This window comes from Nocardia sp. NBC_00508, assembly GCF_036346875.1.
Taxonomy (GTDB): Bacteria; Actinomycetota; Actinomycetes; order Mycobacteriales; family Mycobacteriaceae; genus Nocardia.
Genome location: NZ_CP107852.1, coordinates 5,256,563 through 5,275,048 on the forward strand (window position 1 = coordinate 5,256,563; position 18,486 = coordinate 5,275,048).

The following is an 18,486-nucleotide window of genomic DNA, read 5'->3' on the forward strand; positions in this document are numbered from 1 at the left end:
GGGTCTCCTGGGAAACGAACGGGCGGTTAGACGAGCACGACGCCTTCGGCGACGCCGATGGCCCGCAGGTCGCGGTACCAGCGCTCGACCGGGTGTTCCTTGGTGTAGCCGTGGCCGCCGAGCAGTTGCACGCCGTCGAGGCCGATCTGCATGCCCTTGTCGGTCGCGAGCTTGCGGGCCAGCGCCGCCTCCCGGCCGAAGGACAGGCCCTGCTCCGCCCGCGACGCGCCGCGCAGGGTCACCAGCCGCAGACCGTCGAGTTCGATCGCGATATTGGCGACCATGAACGCGACCGCCTGACGGTGCGAGATCGGCTCGCCGAACGCTTCCCGCTCGTTCACGTACGGGATCACGTAGTCCAGCACGGCCTGCCCGGTGCCCGCGGCGAGCGAGGCCCACCCGAGCCGGGCCAGGCGCACCGCGTCGGCGTACTCCTCGGCGCGGGAGTTGGCGTCACCGTCGCCCAGGATGGCGTCGGCGCCGACCGCGACGTTGTCCAGGATCAGCCGTCCCAGTCCAGCGGCGCGCAAACCCATGCTCGGGTCGGCCTCGACGACCAGGCCGGGGGCGTCCGACTCGATGATGAACAGCGCGGGGCGGCCGTCCAGCTCGGCGGCGACCAGGAACAGTTCGGCGTCGGCGGCGGCAGGCACCAGGGACTTCACCCCCGAGATGCGGTAGCCGCTCGGCGAGCGCACCGCCTTCGTCTGCAGCGCGAATGGGTCGAACAGGGCGCGCGGCTCGCTGATCACGACCGACGCCTGCGGCACGTTCTCCCCGGTGAACGAGGGCAGGTAGGTCTTCTGCTGCGCGTCGCTGCCCCACTGCGCGAGCGCGACCGCGACGCCGCTGGGCGCCAGGATGGGCAGGGCCAGGCCCATGTCACCGTGCGCCAGCGCCTCGGCGACCATCGAGTTGGTGACCGCACCGCGCTCCGAAGCCGCGCCCTCGAGTTCCTCCGGAACGTTGATCAGGGTGATGCCCAGCTCGGCGGCCCGCTCCAGCAGGTCGCGCGGCGCCTTGGCGGCGTTGTCGGCCTCGTAGGCGGCCGGGCGCAAAATCTCGGCGGCGAATTCCCGTACCGTCTCGACGATCATCTGCTGCTCATCGGTCGGGGTGAGGTCGAAATAGTTCTTGGTCTTCGCCTCGTTCGCCGCCAGACGCTTGGGCGCGCCGGTACCGGCGACCTTGGCGAAGGCGCGGGTCGCGGCGCCGAGCGTGCGGAAGCCGGTCTTGGTGCCCTCGTAGGTGACGCGCTCGATCGGCTTGCGCAGGTTGTACTTCTCGGCCAGTTCCGACCCGGTAATGGTCGTCATGACTCGCATCGCCGCGCCCATCCAATCCCGCTTGGGTTGGCTCAGGCCGACCGCGGACGTGTCTGGACGTCGCTTCGTTGCGCTGTCTCGAGTGCTCATCATCTACCTGTTCTCGGAAGGGTGGTGCGGTCTGTCCCCAGCAATCTTACTCTTGAGTAAGGCTATCTTACTTCAGAGTAAGAAGTGCGTCGAGGTGCAGAATACGCGGCAAATCCGGGGTCAGGCTGGACATGTGCCCATAGTCGCGGCGGCGGTCGGCATCGCGCTGGTGGTCTGGTTTGCCGTAACTGGTCTCGCACGCGCGCAACGGCTGGCAGCAGTGAGAGATGAGCCGGGCCATCGCAGGCGGGTCGTCGGGGGCTTCGGATTCGCCGGTCTTGTTCGTGCTCTTGCAGTTCGGGTTGACTCGCGGCCGACGGCATTGTCGGGGCTAGTATTCGACTCATGTCAGCGATCTTCGACTGGGCCCGGCCGGACAACGTCCAGCCCGAGCCGATCACGGTCGACATCTGGCGCGAGCTTTCCGAGGAGTTCTGCCGCTTGGTGGAGGTGGTGAACGGAGATGCGGTCCGCTGCGAATCACCCACCCGGGCACACCAGAAGGCCGTCCACCGGCTCCTCGCGATGCTGGAGACGGCGGCCCGCGAATATATGAGCGAAGACCCGTCGGCCTGCCTGGACGCCAACCACGATTTCGATGTCGTCCTCTGGGAGGTGCCCCGAGCGACCATACGACGCCCCGACGTCGCGTTGTTCGATTGCCTACCGGCAGAGGTCCGACCGGTGCCCGCGCGACATCTGAAGATCGCAGTCGAGGTCATCTCGCCGAGCCACGTCAAAACCGACCGGCTCGAGAAGATGGGCGAATACGCCGCTGCCGGAATCCCCTGGTACTGGCTGGTCAGCGTGTCGGACACCGACGTAACCTCGATCGAGACCTATGGCCTCGACCACAGCGTCGGCCACTACCGACTCGCCCGCGTCCTCAAGCCCGGCACCGCGTTCGCCGTTGATCTCCCGATCCGGATCCAACTCGACTGGACCAGCTGACCGACCTCGTGCTGTGACGTTCCCGGCAGTCCGGTCGCCCCAACTGTCCTCGCCGCCTGGAGGTGGGTCGAGCAACTCGAGCGAGTTCCGGCTCGGACGACTACTCGCGCACGTAGTACCGCAACGTCCCGTATGCCGTCAGCGCGGCGAACACGATGCCGACCGGGGCGATGACCAGCGCGGTCGTCGCGATGTCCTCGCCGGTGATGCGTGGGAAGACCTTGCTGGCGAACAGGTCGCCGAGGGCGCGGTCGATCACCAAGGGGCGGGCGGCGAGCAGGCCGAGCATCGCGAGCGCCGAGCCGGCCAGCGCCGCGGCCATGGCCTCGAGCAGGAAGGGGAGCTGGGTATACCAGCGTGTCGCGCCGACCAACCGCATGATGCCGACCTCGGTGCGCCGGGTGAACGCGGCGATCTGCACCATGTTCGCGATCAGCAGCAACGCGGCCAGCGCTTGCAGCACGGCCAAGCCGAACGCCGCGTTGCGTAACCCGTCGAACAGGCTGACCAGCCGGTCCACGATGTCCTTGTCGTTGCGCACCATGCCGACGCCGGGCCGATCGTAGAACTTCTCGTAGATCGTCGGGTACAGCTGCGCGTTCTCCATCTTCACGCGCAGCGACGCGGGCAGCGGTGTCTCGCTGACGTATTTGGCCAGCTCTGGCTGGTCTTTGAAGGTCTTCTCCTTGGCCTCGCGGATGGCCTCGTCCCGGTTGAGGAACTGGACCGATTCCACGCCGCCGGTCGCCTTGAGATCGGTCATCAGCGATCGGCACGGGTCCTGCGAGCAGTCCGGGTCGTTGGCCGAGACGTCCTCGGTGAGATACAGCCGCACCTCGAGGCGGTCGAGGAAGTACTGCTCGGTCTTGTCCGCGATGCGCACCGCGAGCAGACCGCCACCGAGCATGGTGAGCGAGACCGCGGTGGTCAGGATCATCGCGATGGTCATCGTGACGTTGCGGCGTAGACCGGCTGCGACCTCGCCGAAGAGGAAACTCGCGCGCATTACCGGCCCACCCCGTAAACGCCGGTCGCCTCGTCGCGTACCAGGCGGCCGTGATCGAGCTCCACCACCCGCCTGCGCATCGCGTCGACGATGTGGTTGTCGTGGGTGGCCATCACCACCGTGGTGCCGACGCGGTTGATCCGCTCCAGCAGCATCATGATGTCGGCGCTGGTGTCGGGGTCGAGATTGCCGGTCGGTTCGTCGGCCAGTAGCACCAGCGGCCGGTTCACGAACGCGCGCGCGATCGCCACCCGCTGCTGCTCGCCGCCGGACAGTTCGGTCGGCAGCCGATCGGCCTTACCGCCCAGGCCGACCATGTCGAGTACCTCGGGGACGGTGCGCTGGATGACCTGGCGCCGTTTGCCGATCACCTCCAGCGCGAACGCCACGTTCTCGTAGACCGTCTTCTGCTGCAGCAGCCGGAAGTCCTGGAAGACGCACCCCATGCGCTGGCGCAGCTTGGGCACCTTGCGGCCGGGCAACCGGTCGACCCGGAAGTCGGCGACTCTGATCTCGCCGGACGTGGGCGACTCCTCCTTGAGCAGCAAACGCATGAAGGTGGACTTACCCGAGCCGGACGGTCCGATGATGAAGACGAACTCGCCCTTGCCCACATCGACGGTGATGTTGTCCAGCGCGGGTCGCGTCGAGGTCGGGTACGACTTGGTCACGTTCCGCATGGTTATCACGGGGAGCCAGTGTAACCAGCAACTTCGCTCGGCCTGCGTCGTCAACCGTGGGTGACAGCGTGGCGGCGGCCGGTCCGCCCGGATCAGCGGCTCGGCTCATCGGTGAGCACCGCCGCCGGAACGGCGTTGACCAGTGTGGTCGGCACGGTGGTTGTTTCATCTGGTTTGACGAATACGTACAGCACGAAGGTGGCGACCCAGGTGGCCATGAGGATCGCCGTAGATCTACGCGGTCTCACTGATTCCCTCCCGGCGCAAGGCTGCGGCGACACGCACTCGCAGTTCGCGTCCGACTTCGAATTGTTTGCCTGGCAATGTTCGGGCAACCATTCGGATGTTCATCTGGTCTACGGTGAGGTCTTCGACACCCATGACGGTGGGCTCGTCCAGCAGCAGTGGCTTCAGGCGAGCGTCTTGGTACGCCTTTGTACCGACCTCGTGCAGGATCTCGTTGACCCTGGTGATGTCCGCGCGCGCGGCCACCGGCACGTCGATCGCGGCGCGCGCCCAATCCTTCGACAGATTCGTGACTTTCACGATCTGCCCGTTGGGCACGGTGATCACCTCACCGTCCGCGTTACGCAACGTGGTGATCCGCAGCGTGACGTCCTCGACCGTACCCTCGGCCTGCTCCGCGGCTCCAGTCACCGCGATGCGGACCACATCGCCGAATCCGTACTGCCGCTCGGTGATCAGGAAGAACCCGGCCAGGATGTCCTGCACGATGCGCTGCGCGCCGAAACCGAGCGCCGCGCCGAGCACGGCGGCGGGCGCGACCAACCCGGTGACGGCGAAACCGAGCCGACGCAGCACCTCCATGGTGATCAGCACGTAGACGATGGTCAGCACCACCCACGTGATCACCTGGGCAAGCGCATGCCGGTGCTTGGCCGCCTCGGTGCGCACCAGTGCGTCGCTGCTGCGGAATCCGGCGTCGATCTTGCGGGTGACCCGGTCCCTGACGTAGGTGGCGAACCGGCTGAACAGCACGGCCCCGAGAATGAGCAGCACGATCTCCAGGCCCGAACCGCGTAGCCACGTGGTGAAACCGGTGGAGGCGATCGCCTGGATTCCCGCGACATTCATCTAGCTCGCCCGCTCTCGCATTCGCCAGCGGATACCGCGACTTCTGAAGCAACCCATCGCTTTATCCGCTTTCCCTCATCCGCCACCGGATACCGGACTCGATGAATCCGTCGATGTCACCGTCGAGCACCGCCGACGGATTGTTGACCTCGTGATTCGTCCGCAGATCCTTGACCATCTGGTACGGGTGCAGCACGTAGGAGCGCATCTGATTGCCCCAGGACGCGCCCTCGTTGGTCTTCAGCGCGTCCATCTCGGCGCGCTCCTCCTGTCGCTTGCGCTCCAAGAGCTTGGCCTGCAGCACGCGCATGGCCGAGATCTTGTTCTGCAGCTGCGATTTCTCGTTCTGGCAGGTGACCACGATGCCGGTGGGAATGTGGGTGATGCGGACCGCGGAGTCGGTGGTGTTGACGCTCTGGCCACCCGGACCCGACGAGCGGTACACGTCGACGCGGATCTCCGTCTCGGGCACCTCGATGTGGTCGGTGGTCTCGACCACGGGCAGCACCTCGACCTCGGCGAAAGAGGTCTGGCGGCGGGCCTGGTTGTCGAACGGGCTGATCCGCACGAGGCGGTGGGTGCCCATCTCCACCGACAAGGTGCCATAGGCATACGGCGTCTTCACCGCGAAGGTGGCGCTCTTGATGCCCGCCTCTTCGGCGTAGGAGGTGTCGTAGACCTCGACCGAGTACTTGTGCCGGTCCGCCCAGCGGATGTACATGCGCATCAGCATCTCGGCCCAGTCGGCGGCGTCCACGCCGCCGGCGCCGGAACGGATGTTCACCAGCGCGTCGCGCTTGTCGTATTCACCCGATAGCAGCGTGCGGACCTCCATCGCCTCCACGTCACCGTGCAGCGCGGCGCGCTCGGCGTCGGCTTCGGTGATCGCGGCGGCCTTGGCCTCGCCCTCTTCCTCCTCGGCCAGCTCGTAGAGCACCGGCAGGTCGTCGAGCCGCTGGCGCAGGTCCTCGACCCGGCGCAGTTCGCCTTGGGCGTGCGAGAGCTCACTGGTGACCCGTTGGGCGTGGTCCTGGTCGTTCCACAGGTCGGGGTCGGCGGCCTGATGCTCGAGCTCGTCGATACGACGGCGGAGCTCGTCGATGTCGAGGACCGATTCGACCGTCTTGAGTGTGGCGTCGAGTTCGGCGAGATCAGCGGAAACGTCAGGATGCACGATCGTCAAGCCTAGCTGCCCCTCGACGAGCGCAGCACACGAGTATGCGCAGGGTGACGCGGTACGGCACCGGCGCGGCTGAGCGGCCTCGATGGCGGTCCGAGCGGGCGGATCGCCGGGAGGTGCCGCGCTCGCCCCTCACCCGGCAGCGCGCGGGTGCGGTGTGATGGACGCCTCATGGGTTCCTACCCTAAACGTCGACCGCGCTTGGCGCAGTTGGTGTTTGGAATTTGACGCTCCGGCCGTGGTGCTCGGCGGGTGCTCGGTCGCCGCTGATCAGCGATGCGGCCACCAGCAGCCGAATTCATTCGGTGATGGGTATCTTTGTCGAACTCCGCCAGGATCGGTTCCGTCCTGCGTGCGGCGGTATGTGCTCGGCGTGATGTGAGCCAACTCCCAGTTCGGTGCGAGTCCCAGGGGTGCAGCACGCCGCCGGGTTCTCATCGCGCAATCCTGCCGACCACTTTCTGGCGGATTTCGAGGACTCCGCGGGAAAGGTGGACCGTTGTGCGGAGCATCATCGCCACTCAGTACGCGAATGCCCACTGTGGTGGTCGGGTCGGCGACCGAACGCTGTCGATGTTCCGCTGTCGTGTTCCCGGAGGGATGGCGCCTGGTCAGCCGGACACGGCGCGTAGTGCGCCGGGACGGCGGCCCGTGAGGGTGTCGAGGGCGGCGGCGGTGGCGTCGTCCGCCGGGAGGTAGACGATCACCCGCTGGTCGTCGTCGGCGGAAAGTTCGAGAACCTCGTAGGCCAGGCGGAGCGGACCGGCGTCGGGATGGGCGAGCCGGGTGACGCCGGTGGCGGCGGCCAAGCTGGGCACAGTGGCGACGCGGTCGGTGAACGCGGGGCCGACGGTGACGGTGAGTTCGTCGGCGAGGGCGGCGATATGCGGGTCGGCGCGGAACGGGCCTTGTTTCAACGTGGCGACCGTGTCATCGGCGACGTGCTCCCAGTCTGCGTAGAAAGTCCGCGCGTCCGCGCCGCGGAACACGAAACGCGCCAGGTTGGGCGGGGTGTCGGGTCCGGCGAAGAGGCCGGTCGGCGCCATCAGCCGGTGGTAGCCATCGGTGTAGGCGAGGACTTCGATGAGGCGATTGACCACCACGGCAGGGGCGGGTTCGAGACGGTCCAGGATCGCGCGCACCGTCGGCCGCACGTCGCGCAGCGGCTGCGCGTCGCCCATGCAGCTGAACCCACTGTCGACCGACTTGCTCAGGCGGTGCAGGTGGATGCGCTCGGCGGGGCTCAGCCGCAACGCGTCGGCCAGCGCGGCCAGCACCGGCGGCGACGGATGACGGTCCCGGCCCTGCTCGAGGCGGGTCACGTACTCCACGCTCACGCCGGCCAGCGTGGCCAGTTCGGCGCGGCGCAACCCGGGAGTGCGCCGCCGCGGGCCGGTGGGCAGGCCGACCTGGGCGGGTGTCACCGCTTCGCGGCGGGTGCGCAGGAAAAGTCCGAGCTCGTTCTCGCTCACGACTGCACCCCGCCGGCGCTCGGCTCCGTCGTACGCGAGGGCGCACTGTGTCCTCGGTTCACTCGCTGACGCTCGTTCACAACTCGAACCTAACAAGGCGAAACGGCTGGAGGGTGTCCCTGCCACTACCACTCTTACGGCGGTCTCCCTGGCCTGGGCGGCGGTCGGGAGATTGGGACCAGCGGCCCAGCCGGGTCGCTGCGTGATCCGAGGAGGAACAGCATGTCCAACGCCCCATTGAAGCTGGCTGTGATCATCGGCAGCGTCCGGGAGGGACGCTTCGGGCCCGTCGTGGCCACCTGGTTCACCGAGGAGGTGCGGCGGCACGGATTGTTCGAGGTGGACGTCATCGATCTGGCCGAGGCGCAGCTCCCGCTGGAGCTGCCCGCGACGCCGCCGGCGCTCGAGCCCGACCCGGAGCGCCCTGAGGGGATGACCGACCTCACCCGTCGGCTCGCGGCGGCCGACGCCTTCGTCATCGTCACGCCGGACTACAACCGCAGCGTCCCCGCCTCGCTCAAGGCCGCCATCGACTGGCACTTCAGCCAGTGGGACGCCAAGGCGATCGGGTTCGTCGGCTACAGCGGAGCCAGCGGCGGCCTGCTCGCAATCGAGCACCTGCGCCAGATCTTCAACGAACTCAACGCGCACACGGTGCGCAATTACGTGTCGTTCCCGCGCTACTACCTGCTCTTCGACGGCGAGGGCCGACTGCTGGAACCCGATGAGCCCGCGGCCGCCGCGGCGGCGATGCTCGACCAGTTGCACTGGTGGGCAAGCACATTGGCTGCCGCCAGGTCTGTGCCGGTCGCGTGAGTGCCGGGCCGGTACCGCCGCTGTCCGGAGCCGCACCTGCCGTGGTCGCGGAGCGGCAGGAATCTCACGGGTGGTGAGCGGCCCGGCGGCAGTTCGGTGCGCCATGCGGCGACAGCAAGGCTTCTTCGAGACGTTCGTGATGTTCGGCGCGCTGCGCCGAGATGGCGTCACCTATCGCCCGGCGGGCCGATCTGTTCGCACGCGCAGCCACAGGGCTGGACTAGGAGCCCGCGAAGCCACGGTCGGTCCGCGGGCGGTGCGGAGCAGCCCGGCGGGCCGATGGGGTCGGCGACTTCGGTGAATTCGGTCTTCGGCTCTGGACGATCACCGCACCGGGAGGGCGGTTGGGGTGGTCGGGTCAGCCGATAGGGTGCGGGGCGTGGCTGTGTACTCCTCCGATCTCGAACTTGCCCTGCGGCTGGCCGACGCGGCCGACGCCATCACCCGGGCCCGCTTCGGTGCGCTGGACCTGAAGGTCGACGCCAAGCCGGACCTGACGCCGGTGTCGGACGCCGATCTGGCCGTGGAGAAGGCGATTCGGCAGGTGCTGTCCGAGGCCAGGCCGGAGGACTCGGTGCTCGGTGAGGAATTCGGCGGCGCCGCCGAATTCACCGGACGGCAGTGGGTGGTCGACCCGATCGACGGCACCAAGAACTTCGTGCGCGGGGTGCCGATCTGGGCGACGCTGATCGCGCTGCTGGAGGACGGGGAGCCGGTCGTCGGAGTGGTGAGCGCGCCCGCGCTGGCCCGGCGCTGGTGGGCTGCGGCGGGCTCGGGGGCGTGGTCGAGCTTCGAAGCGCAGCCGCCCAAGGAGATCTCGGTCTCCGCCGTCGGTGAGCTGGGCGCGGCCAGCCTGGCGTTTTCCAGCCTGTCCGGCTGGCGCGAGCGCGACCTACGTGACGAGTTCATCGCGCTGACCGACGAGGTGTGGCGCGTGCGTGGTTACGGCGATTTCCTGAGCTACTGCCTGCTCGCCGAAGGCGGCGTCGACATCGCCACCGAACCGGAAGTATCCCTGTGGGACCTGGCGGCCTTGGACATTCTCGTCCGCGAAGCAGGCGGCCGCTTCTCCTCCCTGGATGGCAAACCTGGTCCCCACGGTGGCGATGCCATCGCCACCAACGGCCTGCTGCACGACGAGGTTCTGCACCGTCTACGCAGCTGACCGATTCCGTCCCTGAACGGCGCCGCATCCTGTTGTTCGGCTTCGACCCGCTAGGCGCACAATCGCCCTCTCGATTACCTCTGGGCCGGTGTGCTCAGGGTTTTCTCCATCAGGATGACGTGGGTGGTGCCGTGGAACCGGGGTGGCAGCGTTGCTTCCCGGAGCTCGGTGAAACCCTGTGCGGCGTAATATTTTCGGAGAGCCAGGTTGTCCGAGGCGGTATCCAGTCGTTGCCGGGTGATGCCGCGGGCGAGGGTGTGGTCGGCGCAGAACTGGAGGATTCGCGGACCGAGGGCGCGGCCGCGGTGTTCCGGCGCGACCATCAGACCATGGATGTAACCGGCGTCGGTGTCGTCGTCCGCACCCCAGAACTCCGGGTCCCGCCAGATCAGGCGAACGGCGGCCACGAGGGTCTCGGGCTTCTCGCGCCACACATACCACTCACCCCGCTCCACTTCCTCGGCCACGGTCGCTGCCGGATATTCACCCGGCACCCACTGGCCGATGCCGTTGTCGATCATCCACTGCGCCAGCAGGTCGCGCAGCCGCGCGACATCGTCGGCGTCGGCCGCGGTAGCCGCCACCATGGGCGCGGATTCGACCACGATCGTCCTTTCCGCGGGTGTGCACATCCGGCTACGAAGCCGGATCCGGAGTGTCGGAGACCCCCGGGCCTATCCGGCCCGGCGGGGCGTCGCCGGGGTGAGATCGACCCCTGCTGGTGGGCGCAGGCGGCGCAGGGTGCCGTCCATGCTGGTGACGAACAGCGCCCATGAGTCCCCGTCGCGGTCGATGCGGACCGATGTGGCACCGTCGGGCGGGTTGCGGAAGGGACCGGGTTTGATCAAGCCGGTGATGATCGCGCAGGTGGCACCGGTGGCGGTATCCACCTGGTAGACGGCGCCGAGAAGGTGATCGGCGACGAAGAGCGTGCCCGCGCGGGTGGCCTCCATATCGTCCGGCAGTGCGATCAGTTCCGGGATGCCCGAGACGAGCGTGGGGTGGGCGGGGTCGGCCAGCCGGACGCGGAGGATCTGCAGCGTCATGGTGTCGACATAGACCGACTCACCATCGGCGGCCAACGCGATGCCATTGGCGGGCGGCAGGCTCGACCAGTCCCGCTCGTACTCGTTCGTCTCGGGCCAGTAGCGCGAGATGCCGTTCGGACCGGCGAGGCCGATGGTGGTGAACAGCAGGCTGCCGTCGGGCAGCAACAGCAGACCGTTCGGACCGTTCAGCCCGGTCAGCAGGATGCGCACCGCGCCGGTCTCGATGTCGTAGCGCTGGAGTGTGCCCGGCGGCTCGCTGAGTCCGTCACCGGTGAGGAAGTAGACGTACCGCCCCGCGACGCGCACGCCCGCGGGCCGGTGCAAGTCGGTGACCAGCTTCTCCATTCGTCCGGTGCGGTCGACGTGCGCAAGGTACCCATCCATCAGCCCGGTGACGTAGAAGCCACCGTTTCCATCGGAATCGAGGTTCTCGAGATTGCCGACACCCTCGACCACGGTGCTGACTTCCCACCCGTCCGAACACGTCGCGGCAAATGTCTCCGCCCGCGCTGTCGGCATCGCGGCGGCGACCCCGGCGACGACGGCGGCGGTGAGCAGTGCCGCTCGCGTCCGGCTTCCAATCCCTGTTGCCATGAGCGACAACATAGCAGCGCCGCGCCCAGCGGGAAGGTCGGCGATTTCCGGCCGGTCCTGGAAATCCGCATGTCAGCGGTTCGCGGCCGGGGAAGTCGGATCCAGTTATCCCCATGTGCAGAACTCGCCTGCCGAGCAGGGCGAACGCCGAACCGTACCGGTACCGCCGGGTCCGGGCGCTCGTAGGATGGGCCGGGTGACTCCCCCCGATGATTTCGCGGCCGTAGCGATCGACGACGCGTCCGGTGCGGACGCCGGATCCGATGCGGCGCAACAGGTTCTACGCCGAGTCTTCGGTTACGACAGCTTCCGCGGCGACCAGCATGCCATCGTGGAGCGCGTGATCGCCGGCGGCGACGCGCTGGTGCTCATGCCGACCGGCGGCGGTAAGTCGCTGTGCTACCAGGTGCCCGCCCTGGTGCGACCCGGCGTCGGCGTGGTGATCTCGCCGCTGATCGCGCTCATGCAGGACCAGGTGGACGCGCTCAGCGCTTTGGGCGTGCGCGCGGGCTTCCTCAACTCCACGCAGTATCCCGACGAGCGTCGCATGATGGAGGCACAATTCGTCGCGGGCGAACTCGATCTGCTGTACCTGGCGCCGGAGCGGTTGCGCCTGGAATCCACCGCGCAGCTGCTGGATCGGGGCCGGGTCGCACTGTTCGCCATCGACGAGGCGCACTGCGTCTCCCAGTGGGGCCACGACTTCCGGCCCGATTACCTGGGCCTTTCCATGCTGCACGAGCGGTGGCCCGACGTACCGCGGATCGCGCTGACCGCGACCGCCACCGAGAAGACCCGGGACGAAATCATCCAGCGCCTCGACCTCGGCGCGGCCCGTCGCTTCGTGTCCAGCTTCGACCGCCCCAATATCCAGTACCGGATCGAACCGAAGAACCGGCCCGAGCGCCAGCTGCTGGAATTCATCCGCACCGAACATCCGGGGGCCGCGGGCATCGTCTACTGCCTCTCGCGCAACTCGGTGGAGAAGACTGCCGCCTTCCTCACCGAGAACGGCGTCACCGCGGTGCCCTATCACGCGGGCCTGGACAATCGCACGCGCGCGACGAACCAATCGCGGTTCCTGCGCGAAGACGGCCTGGTCGTTGTGGCGACCATCGCTTTCGGCATGGGCATCGATAAGCCCGACGTGCGTTTCGTGGCCCACCTCGACCTACCGAAGTCCGTCGAGGGCTACTACCAAGAGACCGGTCGCGCGGGCCGGGACGGTCTGCCCTCGACCGCGTGGATGGTGTACGGACTCAGTGACGTGGTGCAACAGCGCAAACTGATCGATGCCTCCGAGGGCGACGCCGCGCACCGCCGCCAGCTTCAACTGCATCTGGACGCGATGCTGGCGCTGTGCGAGACGGTGAGCTGCCGCCGCACCCAGCTCCTCGCCTACTTCGGCGAGCCCGGCCTGCCCTGCGGAAACTGCGATACCTGCCTGTCCCCGCCGCAATCCTGGGACGGCACGGTGGCCGCGCAAAAGCTGCTCTCGGCGGTGCTGCGGCTGAAGCGCGAACGTGGTCAGAGCTTCGGCGCAGGCCACATCGTGGACATCCTGCTAGGCAAGAAGAACCCGAAGGTCCTGCAGTACGACCATCACGAGCTGAAGGTCTTCGGCGTCGGTACCGACCTGCGGGATACGGAATGGCGTGGCGTGGTGCGGCAATTGCTGGCCCGCGGCCTGCTGGCCGTGCACGGCGACTATGGCGTGCTGATGCTCACCGAGGCCAGCAGCGACGTGCTGTTCGACGGACGCCAGGTGCTGCTGCGCCGGGAACCCGAGCGGGTGACCAAGCCCGCCCGCGCCGCGAAGGCCGCCAAGTCGGTAGCCGCCGACCTGGCGCCCGCCGACCTGCCGCTGTTCGAGAAGCTTCGCGAATGGCGTGCTGCCACAGCCAAGGAACAGGGTTTTCCCGCCTACGTCGTCTTCCACGACGCCACCTTGCGTGAGATCGCGGCACGCAAGCCCGCGAACCTGGCCGAACTGGGCAAGATCGGCGGTGTCGGCGAGAACAAACTCGCGAAGTACGGCGAGCAGGTGCTCGAAGTACTCGCCGACGCGTGAGCCACCGCCCGTGCACAATGCACGGATGGGCGAGGCCGGTCGCCGGGCTGGGCGGCGAAACACTGTAGAGGACAGCGTGAATAACAGCGACACGATCGGGCGGCACGGTTTCCTGGCCGGTGCGGCCACCCTCGCGACCGGTGCGACGCTGGTCGGCCGCACCCCCGCGCGAGCCGTGCCGGTCGCGGAGGGCGTCACCAAGTTCCTCCTCCCCACCGACCGGCGGGTGCGGGTGCTGGTCACCGGCGACGCGGGCACCGGCACCCGGAGTCAGCACGGCGCTGGTGGATGCCGAGCCGCTACTACTCGGTGCGAATTCCGGAGCAGAACCCAGTGGTCGGGTTCTTCGTGCTCGACCTCAACCCGCTGGCCGCCTACCTGCTGCCGGTCTTCGCACCCTATTGGGCGGTCGACGGCCAGTTCATGAACGAGCAGCGCGACTGGCTGGACCGCGCCCTCGACGAGTCGCCCGCGACCTGGAAGATCGCCTGCACCCACCACCCCTACCTGAACAACGGGCCGCACGGCAGCGCGGGCCGCTACGAGGGCCTATCGATCGCTCCGATCAACGGCGTGCACGTGAAGCACTTCATCGAGGACCAAGTGATCGGCAGGTGCCAGTTCGTCCTGTCGGGGCACGACCACTCCCTGCAGGTGCTCGAACCGACCGCGGCATCGAAGGGCACCAGGCAGATCGTGTCCGGCGCCGCGGCGAAAACGGTCGGCGCCAAGCCGCGCAGCACGCCGGACGCGGGCCTCGGCGCGCTGTACGAGAACTTCCACGAGCTCGGTTTCATGGTTCTCGAGCTCACCCCGGACGCGGTCGATCTGCGCGTCCACACCGTGGACCTGGCGTCCGGCGCTGCCACCGAGGCGTTCCGTCGCCGCCTGGCCTGAGTTCCAACCGTGTTGCGGGGAGGGGGAATTGCGGCGCGTCGCCGTCGCGGCGGCTACCGTGCTGGCTATGGCACCGGGTGAGGGTTCCAGCGATGAGGGCGCCGATGTTTCCTCCGGCTCGTCGGGCGGCGAAACACCGGACGCGCCGACGAATGCCCGCAACAGTTTGGATCCGTCGGTGGACGGCGTGTGGCTGCGGCGCCGCCGGCCGCCGGACCGCCCCGGCGTGCCGCGGATTTCGACGGTAGTGCTGCTCGTCGCGTTCTTCGGCATCCTCGCGCTCTACATCGCGCTGGGCCACGGCCGCTAGCGGGGCCACGACCTGCGGGAATAATCCGATTGCCGCGTCAATTAGAGTGGACCGTTATGAAGGAGACGGGGCGCAAGGTCATCGCGACCAACCGCCGGGCGCGGCACAACTACACGATCCTGGACATCTATGAGGCCGGGATCGCGCTGGTCGGCACCGAGGTGAAGAGCCTGCGTGAGGGCAAGGCCTCCCTCGTGGACGCCTTCGCGACGGTGGACAACGGCGAGGTGTGGCTGCGCGGGCTGCACATCCCCGAGTTCAGCCACGGCACCTGGACCAACCACTCTCCGCGCCGGGTGCGCAAGCTGCTACTGCACAAGCGTGAGATCGAGCGGCTGGTCGGCAAGTCGCGCGAGGGCAACCAAACGCTGGTGCCCTTGTCGATGTACTTCTCCGACGGCAAGGTGAAGGTCGAGCTGGCTCTCGCCAAGGGCAAGCAGGACTACGACAAGCGCCAGGACCTGGCCCGGCGGACCGCAGAACGAGAGGTCACCCGTGAACTGGGACGCCGGGTGAAAGGCATGCACTGATCGTCGCCTACTCGCGGTGGTGACCGTGGCGAGCAATGTCTGCGGCGGCAGGCGAGCGTGCTGCACACGGCCCTCGGTCGGGCATTGCTCGCCGCGGTGCCCCCTGTCCCTCGCCCGGCTTCGAAGGCACTGCCGATCCCTGCGCGTTCTGGGAGCTGTCTGCTTCGTGAACAGGCCGACGGGTGCGGCGGGAGCCGTCCGGACTGCCCGCCGCGCCAGTCTGTGTCTTCGCGCGCCTTCGCCGCTATCGCCCGCCGATCCCGCGGATCACCTGGTGCAGGGTTCGTGCATCGAGATTCGCTCGAGCGTGGGGCTACGGTAATCGGCGGTTACCGTGTGCGAACCCAACGATGTGGTCGGATCGGGCGCGTTGATCACCGCGCGTTGTGCCGCGACGTCGGGTTCTTCACGCCCGTAGACCTGTGGCGCCGCCATCCCTTCGGAGTCCACGGTGAGCCCGGCGATGGACTTGCGCAGGGCAGCGCGGTCGAGGCGGCCCGTCTCCGCGGCTTTGGTCAGCAGCGCCTTCATCGGATACGAGATGGCAAAGCCCAGGTTGTAGCCGAAATTGGTCGGTTCGCTCGTGGCGGCCATCCTGGCGCGCTTGGCTCCGATGCTCTTGCCGTCCCAGCCGTCGAACGGTGAGGTGTAGTTGTACAGCGAGATGAGGGCAGGCGCGGCCGGCGACTTCAGTAGCGCGCTGTTCCACGTCGGGGTGGAGCCGAGGAACCGTCCGGTGTAGCCGGATCTGGCGAGTTTGCCGACGATTTCGGCGCTTTCGGCCGGGCCGGTGGCCAGCAGGACCAGATCGGGCGGGTTCGCCATGATCTCGGCGACCGGGTAGTCCTGGTTGCCGACCTCGGCATTGGGTCCGGTGTCGATGCGCGAGGTGATTCTCGCTCCGTTGTCCAGCGCCCACTTGAGCGCGCCGCTGGCGTAGTCACCGCCGTAGTTGCCGCGGTAGGCGACCACGCCGAGCGTGTGCGGCTGATAATGGTTCTGCGCGAACCAGTCCAGGCCGAGCACGGCTTCGGTGCAGTAGGAATAGCCGTCGTCCAGCACCAGATCACGGTCGGTGGAGCGATACTGCCAGCCCGACCAGAGCGTGCCTGCGCCGGTCACCAGGTCCGCCTCATCCATCTCGTGCAGGACCGCGAGCGTCTGCGCGGTACCGAAACTCATCGCGAGGGCCAATACGTGCGGCGCTACGTTCTCGAACTCCGTGACGTGTCTGCGTGGGTCGTAGGCGGTGTCGCGGCTGTAGGTCGCGATGTCGATCTCGTAGCCGCCGATACCGCCCTGCTTGTTCACTTCGTTCCAGAAGGCGAGTTGTCCATCCTGCAGGGACTTGCCGAGCGGGGCGAAGGGGCCGTTGTTCAGGTCGGAAAGGACGCCGAGGTAGATGCAGCCCTTGTCGCGGTGTATCGCGCTCGGACAGGGCTCGCGGGTGACGCCGGGTGTCGCGGCCGGGGACGAGGTCGAACACGCGCCGGTCAGCACGAGTGCGAGTGCCAGCGGGGCGGCCACCAGTCGAAAGAGGCGACGAAAATTGCTGTGGAATCGCATGTCTTGCTCGCTTACGGCTGGACGCAGGGCTCGGTGAGGGTGATTCGGTCCTGGGTCGGGCCGTGGTATCCGGATGCCAGGGTCTTCGCGCCGAGTGGTGCGGTCTGGTCGGGCACCTCGATGATCGCCCGCTGCCGGGAAAGGTCGGGTTTTGGTGCGCCGTAAGTGTATTCGGGAATCGCGCCCTCGTAATCGACGCGCAGGCCCTGCACCGATTGGCGGACACCCCTTCTGGTCAGCTTGCCTTCGACCACCGCTCTGGTCAGCAGCGCCTTCATCGGGTAGGAGAACATCCAGCCCGCGCTGTAACCCCAGGTCGAGGGTTCCCGGGTGGCCGAGGCGCGCGCCTTCTTGGCGCCCGCGCTCACGCCGTCCCAGCCGTCGAGCGGCGAGGTCATGTTGTATCGCGCCGTGATCGCCGTCGCCGCAGGGCTTTTCAGCAGGCCGCCGTTCCAGGTCGGACCCGAGCCGAGGAACCTGCCGTGGTAGCCGGCCAGCGCCGCCTTGCCCATGATCTCGCCCGCCTCCGCCGGACCCGTGGCCAGCAGCACGAGATCCGCTTTGGCGGCAAGGATCTTGGCGACCGCGGCATCCTGATTACCGATCCGCGTGTTGGGCTCGGTGTCGATCTGCGCCACCACGTCGACGCGGTTGGCGGAGGCCCACTTCTTCGCGCCGGTGGAATAGTCGCCGCCGTAATCGCCCTGGTAGCTCACCGTCGCGAGGGAGCTCGGTTTCGCCTGGTGCTCCGCGATCCAGTCCAGGGCGATGATCGCCTCGGAACAGTACGAATAGCCGGATTCCAGGAGCAGGCCCTTGTCGCTGTTCTCGAATTGCCAGCCCGACCAGAGGGTTCCGGCGATGGCGACCATGTTCGCCGCGTCCATCCTGGCAAGCACCCTTTGCGTCTGCACGGTGCCGAGACTCATCGATAGCGCCAGCACATGCGGTTCGACCCGCTCATACGCCTCGGCGTGCTTCTGCAGATCGTAGGCGGTGTCTTCGGTGTAGGTGGTGATATCCACCTCGTACTTGCCACCGATCCCGCCCGCCTCGTTCACCGCCTTCCAGAACGCCAGCTGGCCATTGTGAATGTCCTTGCCCAGCGCGGCGAACGGCCCACTCGTCAGATCGGATAGCACGCCGAGATAGATACAACCCTTACGGGAGTCGACCGCGTTCGGGCACGGATCGGAGGTGACACCCGGTTCCATGGCCCGGGTCGATCTGTCCCGCACGGCCGAGCAGCCGGACAAGACGACCCCGGCTATGACGGCGAGGGCGGACAGACGCAGCAACCTGTCCCGAATGGTGCGAACTGCCAAAGTGTTTCCTTAGTCTGAAATCGAGATCCGCTGCTCAGAGCCGATCCTACGGCTCGTGCAGTGTAAGTCGGGTTCGGCTCCGGCCCGGGAGAATTGGCTACCAGCATCCGGGAAGCCTCGGGTGTTCTCCGGTCGGCGGTGCTCGGAGGACGAGGAACGCGGCGAGAATCGGCCCGGTCGCTGGACAGCGCGGCGCAATGAGCTGGCCCCAGACTCCGGTGGTCGACTACCGCGAGCGGGCCGCGTCCGGCGGGATGCCGCGACTCGCGATCGGGCGGCGGCCGGTGATCGCCGACAAACATGGCTTCAGTGGCAACCGGACCGCCGCCGCAGCTGGGCGCGCAAGCCGTCATCGACGCTGTTC

The 18,486-nt window shown here is 67.6% G+C and carries 18 protein-coding genes; 7 read left to right on the plus strand and 11 right to left on the minus strand.

Annotated features, from left to right (window positions below):
- Positions 1-26: 26 nt before the first annotated feature.
- A complete protein-coding gene (locus tag OHA40_RS23435; protein ID WP_442943797.1) occupies positions 27-1,418 on the minus strand; it encodes an acyl-CoA dehydrogenase family protein in 1,392 nt (463 codons plus the stop codon).
- 342 nt (positions 1,419-1,760) lie between these two features.
- On the opposite strand from OHA40_RS23435, the gene OHA40_RS23440 reads away from it, so the two are divergent.
- Entirely contained in the window at positions 1,761-2,366 is a 606-nt protein-coding gene (locus OHA40_RS23440; RefSeq protein ID WP_330229034.1) for a Uma2 family endonuclease, read from the plus strand.
- Positions 2,367-2,466: 100 nt separating this feature from the next.
- Here OHA40_RS23440 and ftsX read toward each other — a convergent pair whose 3' ends face one another.
- The 6 genes from ftsX to OHA40_RS23470 all read right to left on the minus strand — a co-directional run bounded on the left by ftsX (position 2,467) and on the right by OHA40_RS23470 (position 7,799).
- On the minus strand, positions 2,467-3,372 hold the full coding sequence (ftsX, locus tag OHA40_RS23445) for a permease-like cell division protein FtsX (protein WP_330229035.1): 906 nt from the start codon (positions 3,370-3,372) through the stop codon (positions 2,467-2,469).
- Positions 3,372-4,061 carry a cell division ATP-binding protein FtsE gene (gene ftsE / locus OHA40_RS23450; protein ID WP_330229036.1) on the minus strand — a complete coding sequence of 230 codons (690 nt, stop codon included), beginning with the start codon at positions 4,059-4,061 and terminating at the stop codon, positions 3,372-3,374. Before ftsE ends, ftsX begins: the two co-directional genes overlap by 1 nt.
- 83 nt (positions 4,062-4,144) lie before the next feature.
- Positions 4,145-4,270: a hypothetical protein gene (locus OHA40_RS23455; RefSeq protein ID WP_330229037.1), complete on the minus strand. Its 126-nt coding sequence runs from the start codon at positions 4,268-4,270 to the stop codon at positions 4,145-4,147.
- A gap of 16 nt (positions 4,271-4,286) precedes the next feature.
- Positions 4,287-5,147, minus strand: coding sequence for a mechanosensitive ion channel family protein (locus OHA40_RS23460; RefSeq protein WP_330229038.1), 861 nt, complete (start codon positions 5,145-5,147; stop codon positions 4,287-4,289).
- Between the two features lie 61 nt (positions 5,148-5,208).
- On the minus strand, positions 5,209-6,321 hold the full coding sequence (prfB, locus tag OHA40_RS23465) for a peptide chain release factor 2 (RefSeq protein WP_330229039.1): 1,113 nt from the start codon (positions 6,319-6,321) through the stop codon (positions 5,209-5,211).
- A 617-nt stretch (positions 6,322-6,938) separates the two neighbouring features.
- Positions 6,939-7,799: a helix-turn-helix transcriptional regulator gene (locus OHA40_RS23470; RefSeq protein ID WP_330229040.1), complete on the minus strand. Its 861-nt coding sequence runs from the start codon at positions 7,797-7,799 to the stop codon at positions 6,939-6,941.
- A 222-nt stretch (positions 7,800-8,021) separates the two neighbouring features.
- Here OHA40_RS23470 and OHA40_RS23475 point away from each other — a divergent pair, with 222 nt between their 5' ends.
- Both OHA40_RS23475 and hisN read left to right on the plus strand, forming a co-directional pair.
- Positions 8,022-8,615 (plus strand): NADPH-dependent FMN reductase, encoded by a 594-nt coding sequence (locus OHA40_RS23475; RefSeq protein WP_330229041.1) that lies wholly within the window; start codon positions 8,022-8,024, stop codon positions 8,613-8,615.
- Between the two features lie 379 nt (positions 8,616-8,994).
- The gene (gene hisN / locus OHA40_RS23480; protein WP_330229042.1) at positions 8,995-9,780 is read left to right on the plus strand and encodes a histidinol-phosphatase; all 786 of its coding nucleotides are present in this window, start codon (positions 8,995-8,997) and stop codon (positions 9,778-9,780) included.
- Positions 9,781-9,854: 74 nt separating this feature from the next.
- On the opposite strand, the gene OHA40_RS23485 is transcribed toward hisN, so the two are convergent.
- Together OHA40_RS23485 and OHA40_RS23490 are read right to left on the minus strand one after the other, a co-directional pair.
- On the minus strand, positions 9,855-10,385 hold the full coding sequence (locus OHA40_RS23485; RefSeq protein ID WP_330229043.1) for a GNAT family N-acetyltransferase: 531 nt from the start codon (positions 10,383-10,385) through the stop codon (positions 9,855-9,857).
- Between the two features lie 69 nt (positions 10,386-10,454).
- On the minus strand, positions 10,455-11,423 hold the full coding sequence (locus tag OHA40_RS23490; RefSeq protein WP_330229044.1) for a hypothetical protein: 969 nt from the start codon (positions 11,421-11,423) through the stop codon (positions 10,455-10,457).
- 187 nt (positions 11,424-11,610) lie between these two features.
- Here OHA40_RS23490 and recQ point away from each other — a divergent pair, with 187 nt between their 5' ends.
- The 4 genes from recQ (at position 11,611) to smpB (ending at position 15,231) form a co-directional block, all read left to right on the plus strand.
- Positions 11,611-13,494, plus strand: a complete 1,884-nt coding sequence (gene recQ, locus OHA40_RS23495; RefSeq protein ID WP_330229045.1) for a DNA helicase RecQ — start codon at positions 11,611-11,613, stop codon at positions 13,492-13,494.
- Positions 13,495-13,782: 288 nt separating this feature from the next.
- Positions 13,783-14,391 (plus strand): hypothetical protein, encoded by a 609-nt coding sequence (locus tag OHA40_RS23500; RefSeq protein WP_330229046.1) that lies wholly within the window; start codon positions 13,783-13,785, stop codon positions 14,389-14,391.
- A gap of 67 nt (positions 14,392-14,458) precedes the next feature.
- Complete coding sequence (locus OHA40_RS23505) at positions 14,459-14,701, plus strand: hypothetical protein (protein WP_330229047.1); 243 nt, start codon at positions 14,459-14,461, stop codon at positions 14,699-14,701.
- A 56-nt stretch (positions 14,702-14,757) separates the two neighbouring features.
- The gene (smpB, locus tag OHA40_RS23510) at positions 14,758-15,231 is read left to right on the plus strand and encodes an SsrA-binding protein SmpB (protein WP_330229048.1); all 474 of its coding nucleotides are present in this window, start codon (positions 14,758-14,760) and stop codon (positions 15,229-15,231) included.
- Positions 15,232-15,498: 267 nt separating this feature from the next.
- Here smpB and OHA40_RS23515 read toward each other — a convergent pair whose 3' ends face one another.
- Complete coding sequence (locus OHA40_RS23515; protein WP_330229049.1) at positions 15,499-16,797, minus strand: ABC transporter substrate-binding protein; 1,299 nt, start codon at positions 16,795-16,797, stop codon at positions 15,499-15,501.
- Between the two features lie 11 nt (positions 16,798-16,808).
- A complete protein-coding gene (locus OHA40_RS23520) occupies positions 16,809-18,122 on the minus strand; it encodes an ABC transporter substrate-binding protein (RefSeq protein WP_330229050.1) in 1,314 nt (437 codons plus the stop codon).
- Positions 18,123-18,486: the final 364 nt, after the last annotated feature.

Bases quoted from the DNA above. Each gene is read 5' to 3' on its own strand.
- OHA40_RS23435 (WP_442943797.1), bottom strand. From the start codon at position 1,418: ATGATGAGCACTCGAGACAGCGCAACGAAGCGACGTCCAGACACGTCC.
- OHA40_RS23440 (WP_330229034.1), top strand. From the start codon at position 1,761: ATGTCAGCGATCTTCGACTGGGCCCGGCCGGACAACGTCCAGCCCGAG.
- ftsX (WP_330229035.1), bottom strand. From the start codon at position 3,372: ATGCGCGCGAGTTTCCTCTTCGGCGAGGTCGCAGCCGGTCTACGCCGC.
- OHA40_RS23455 (WP_330229037.1), bottom strand. From the start codon at position 4,270: ATGGCCACCTGGGTCGCCACCTTCGTGCTGTACGTATTCGTCAAACCA.
- OHA40_RS23460 (WP_330229038.1), bottom strand. From the start codon at position 5,147: ATGAATGTCGCGGGAATCCAGGCGATCGCCTCCACCGGTTTCACCACG.
- OHA40_RS23475 (WP_330229041.1), top strand. From the start codon at position 8,022: ATGTCCAACGCCCCATTGAAGCTGGCTGTGATCATCGGCAGCGTCCGG.
- OHA40_RS23490 (WP_330229044.1), bottom strand. From the start codon at position 11,423: ATGGCAACAGGGATTGGAAGCCGGACGCGAGCGGCACTGCTCACCGCC.
- recQ (WP_330229045.1), top strand. From the start codon at position 11,611: ATGGGCCGGGTGACTCCCCCCGATGATTTCGCGGCCGTAGCGATCGAC.
- OHA40_RS23500 (WP_330229046.1), top strand. From the start codon at position 13,783: ATGCCGAGCCGCTACTACTCGGTGCGAATTCCGGAGCAGAACCCAGTG.
- OHA40_RS23505 (WP_330229047.1), top strand. From the start codon at position 14,459: ATGGCACCGGGTGAGGGTTCCAGCGATGAGGGCGCCGATGTTTCCTCC.
- smpB (WP_330229048.1), top strand. From the start codon at position 14,758: ATGAAGGAGACGGGGCGCAAGGTCATCGCGACCAACCGCCGGGCGCGG.
- OHA40_RS23515 (WP_330229049.1), bottom strand. From the start codon at position 16,797: ATGCGATTCCACAGCAATTTTCGTCGCCTCTTTCGACTGGTGGCCGCC.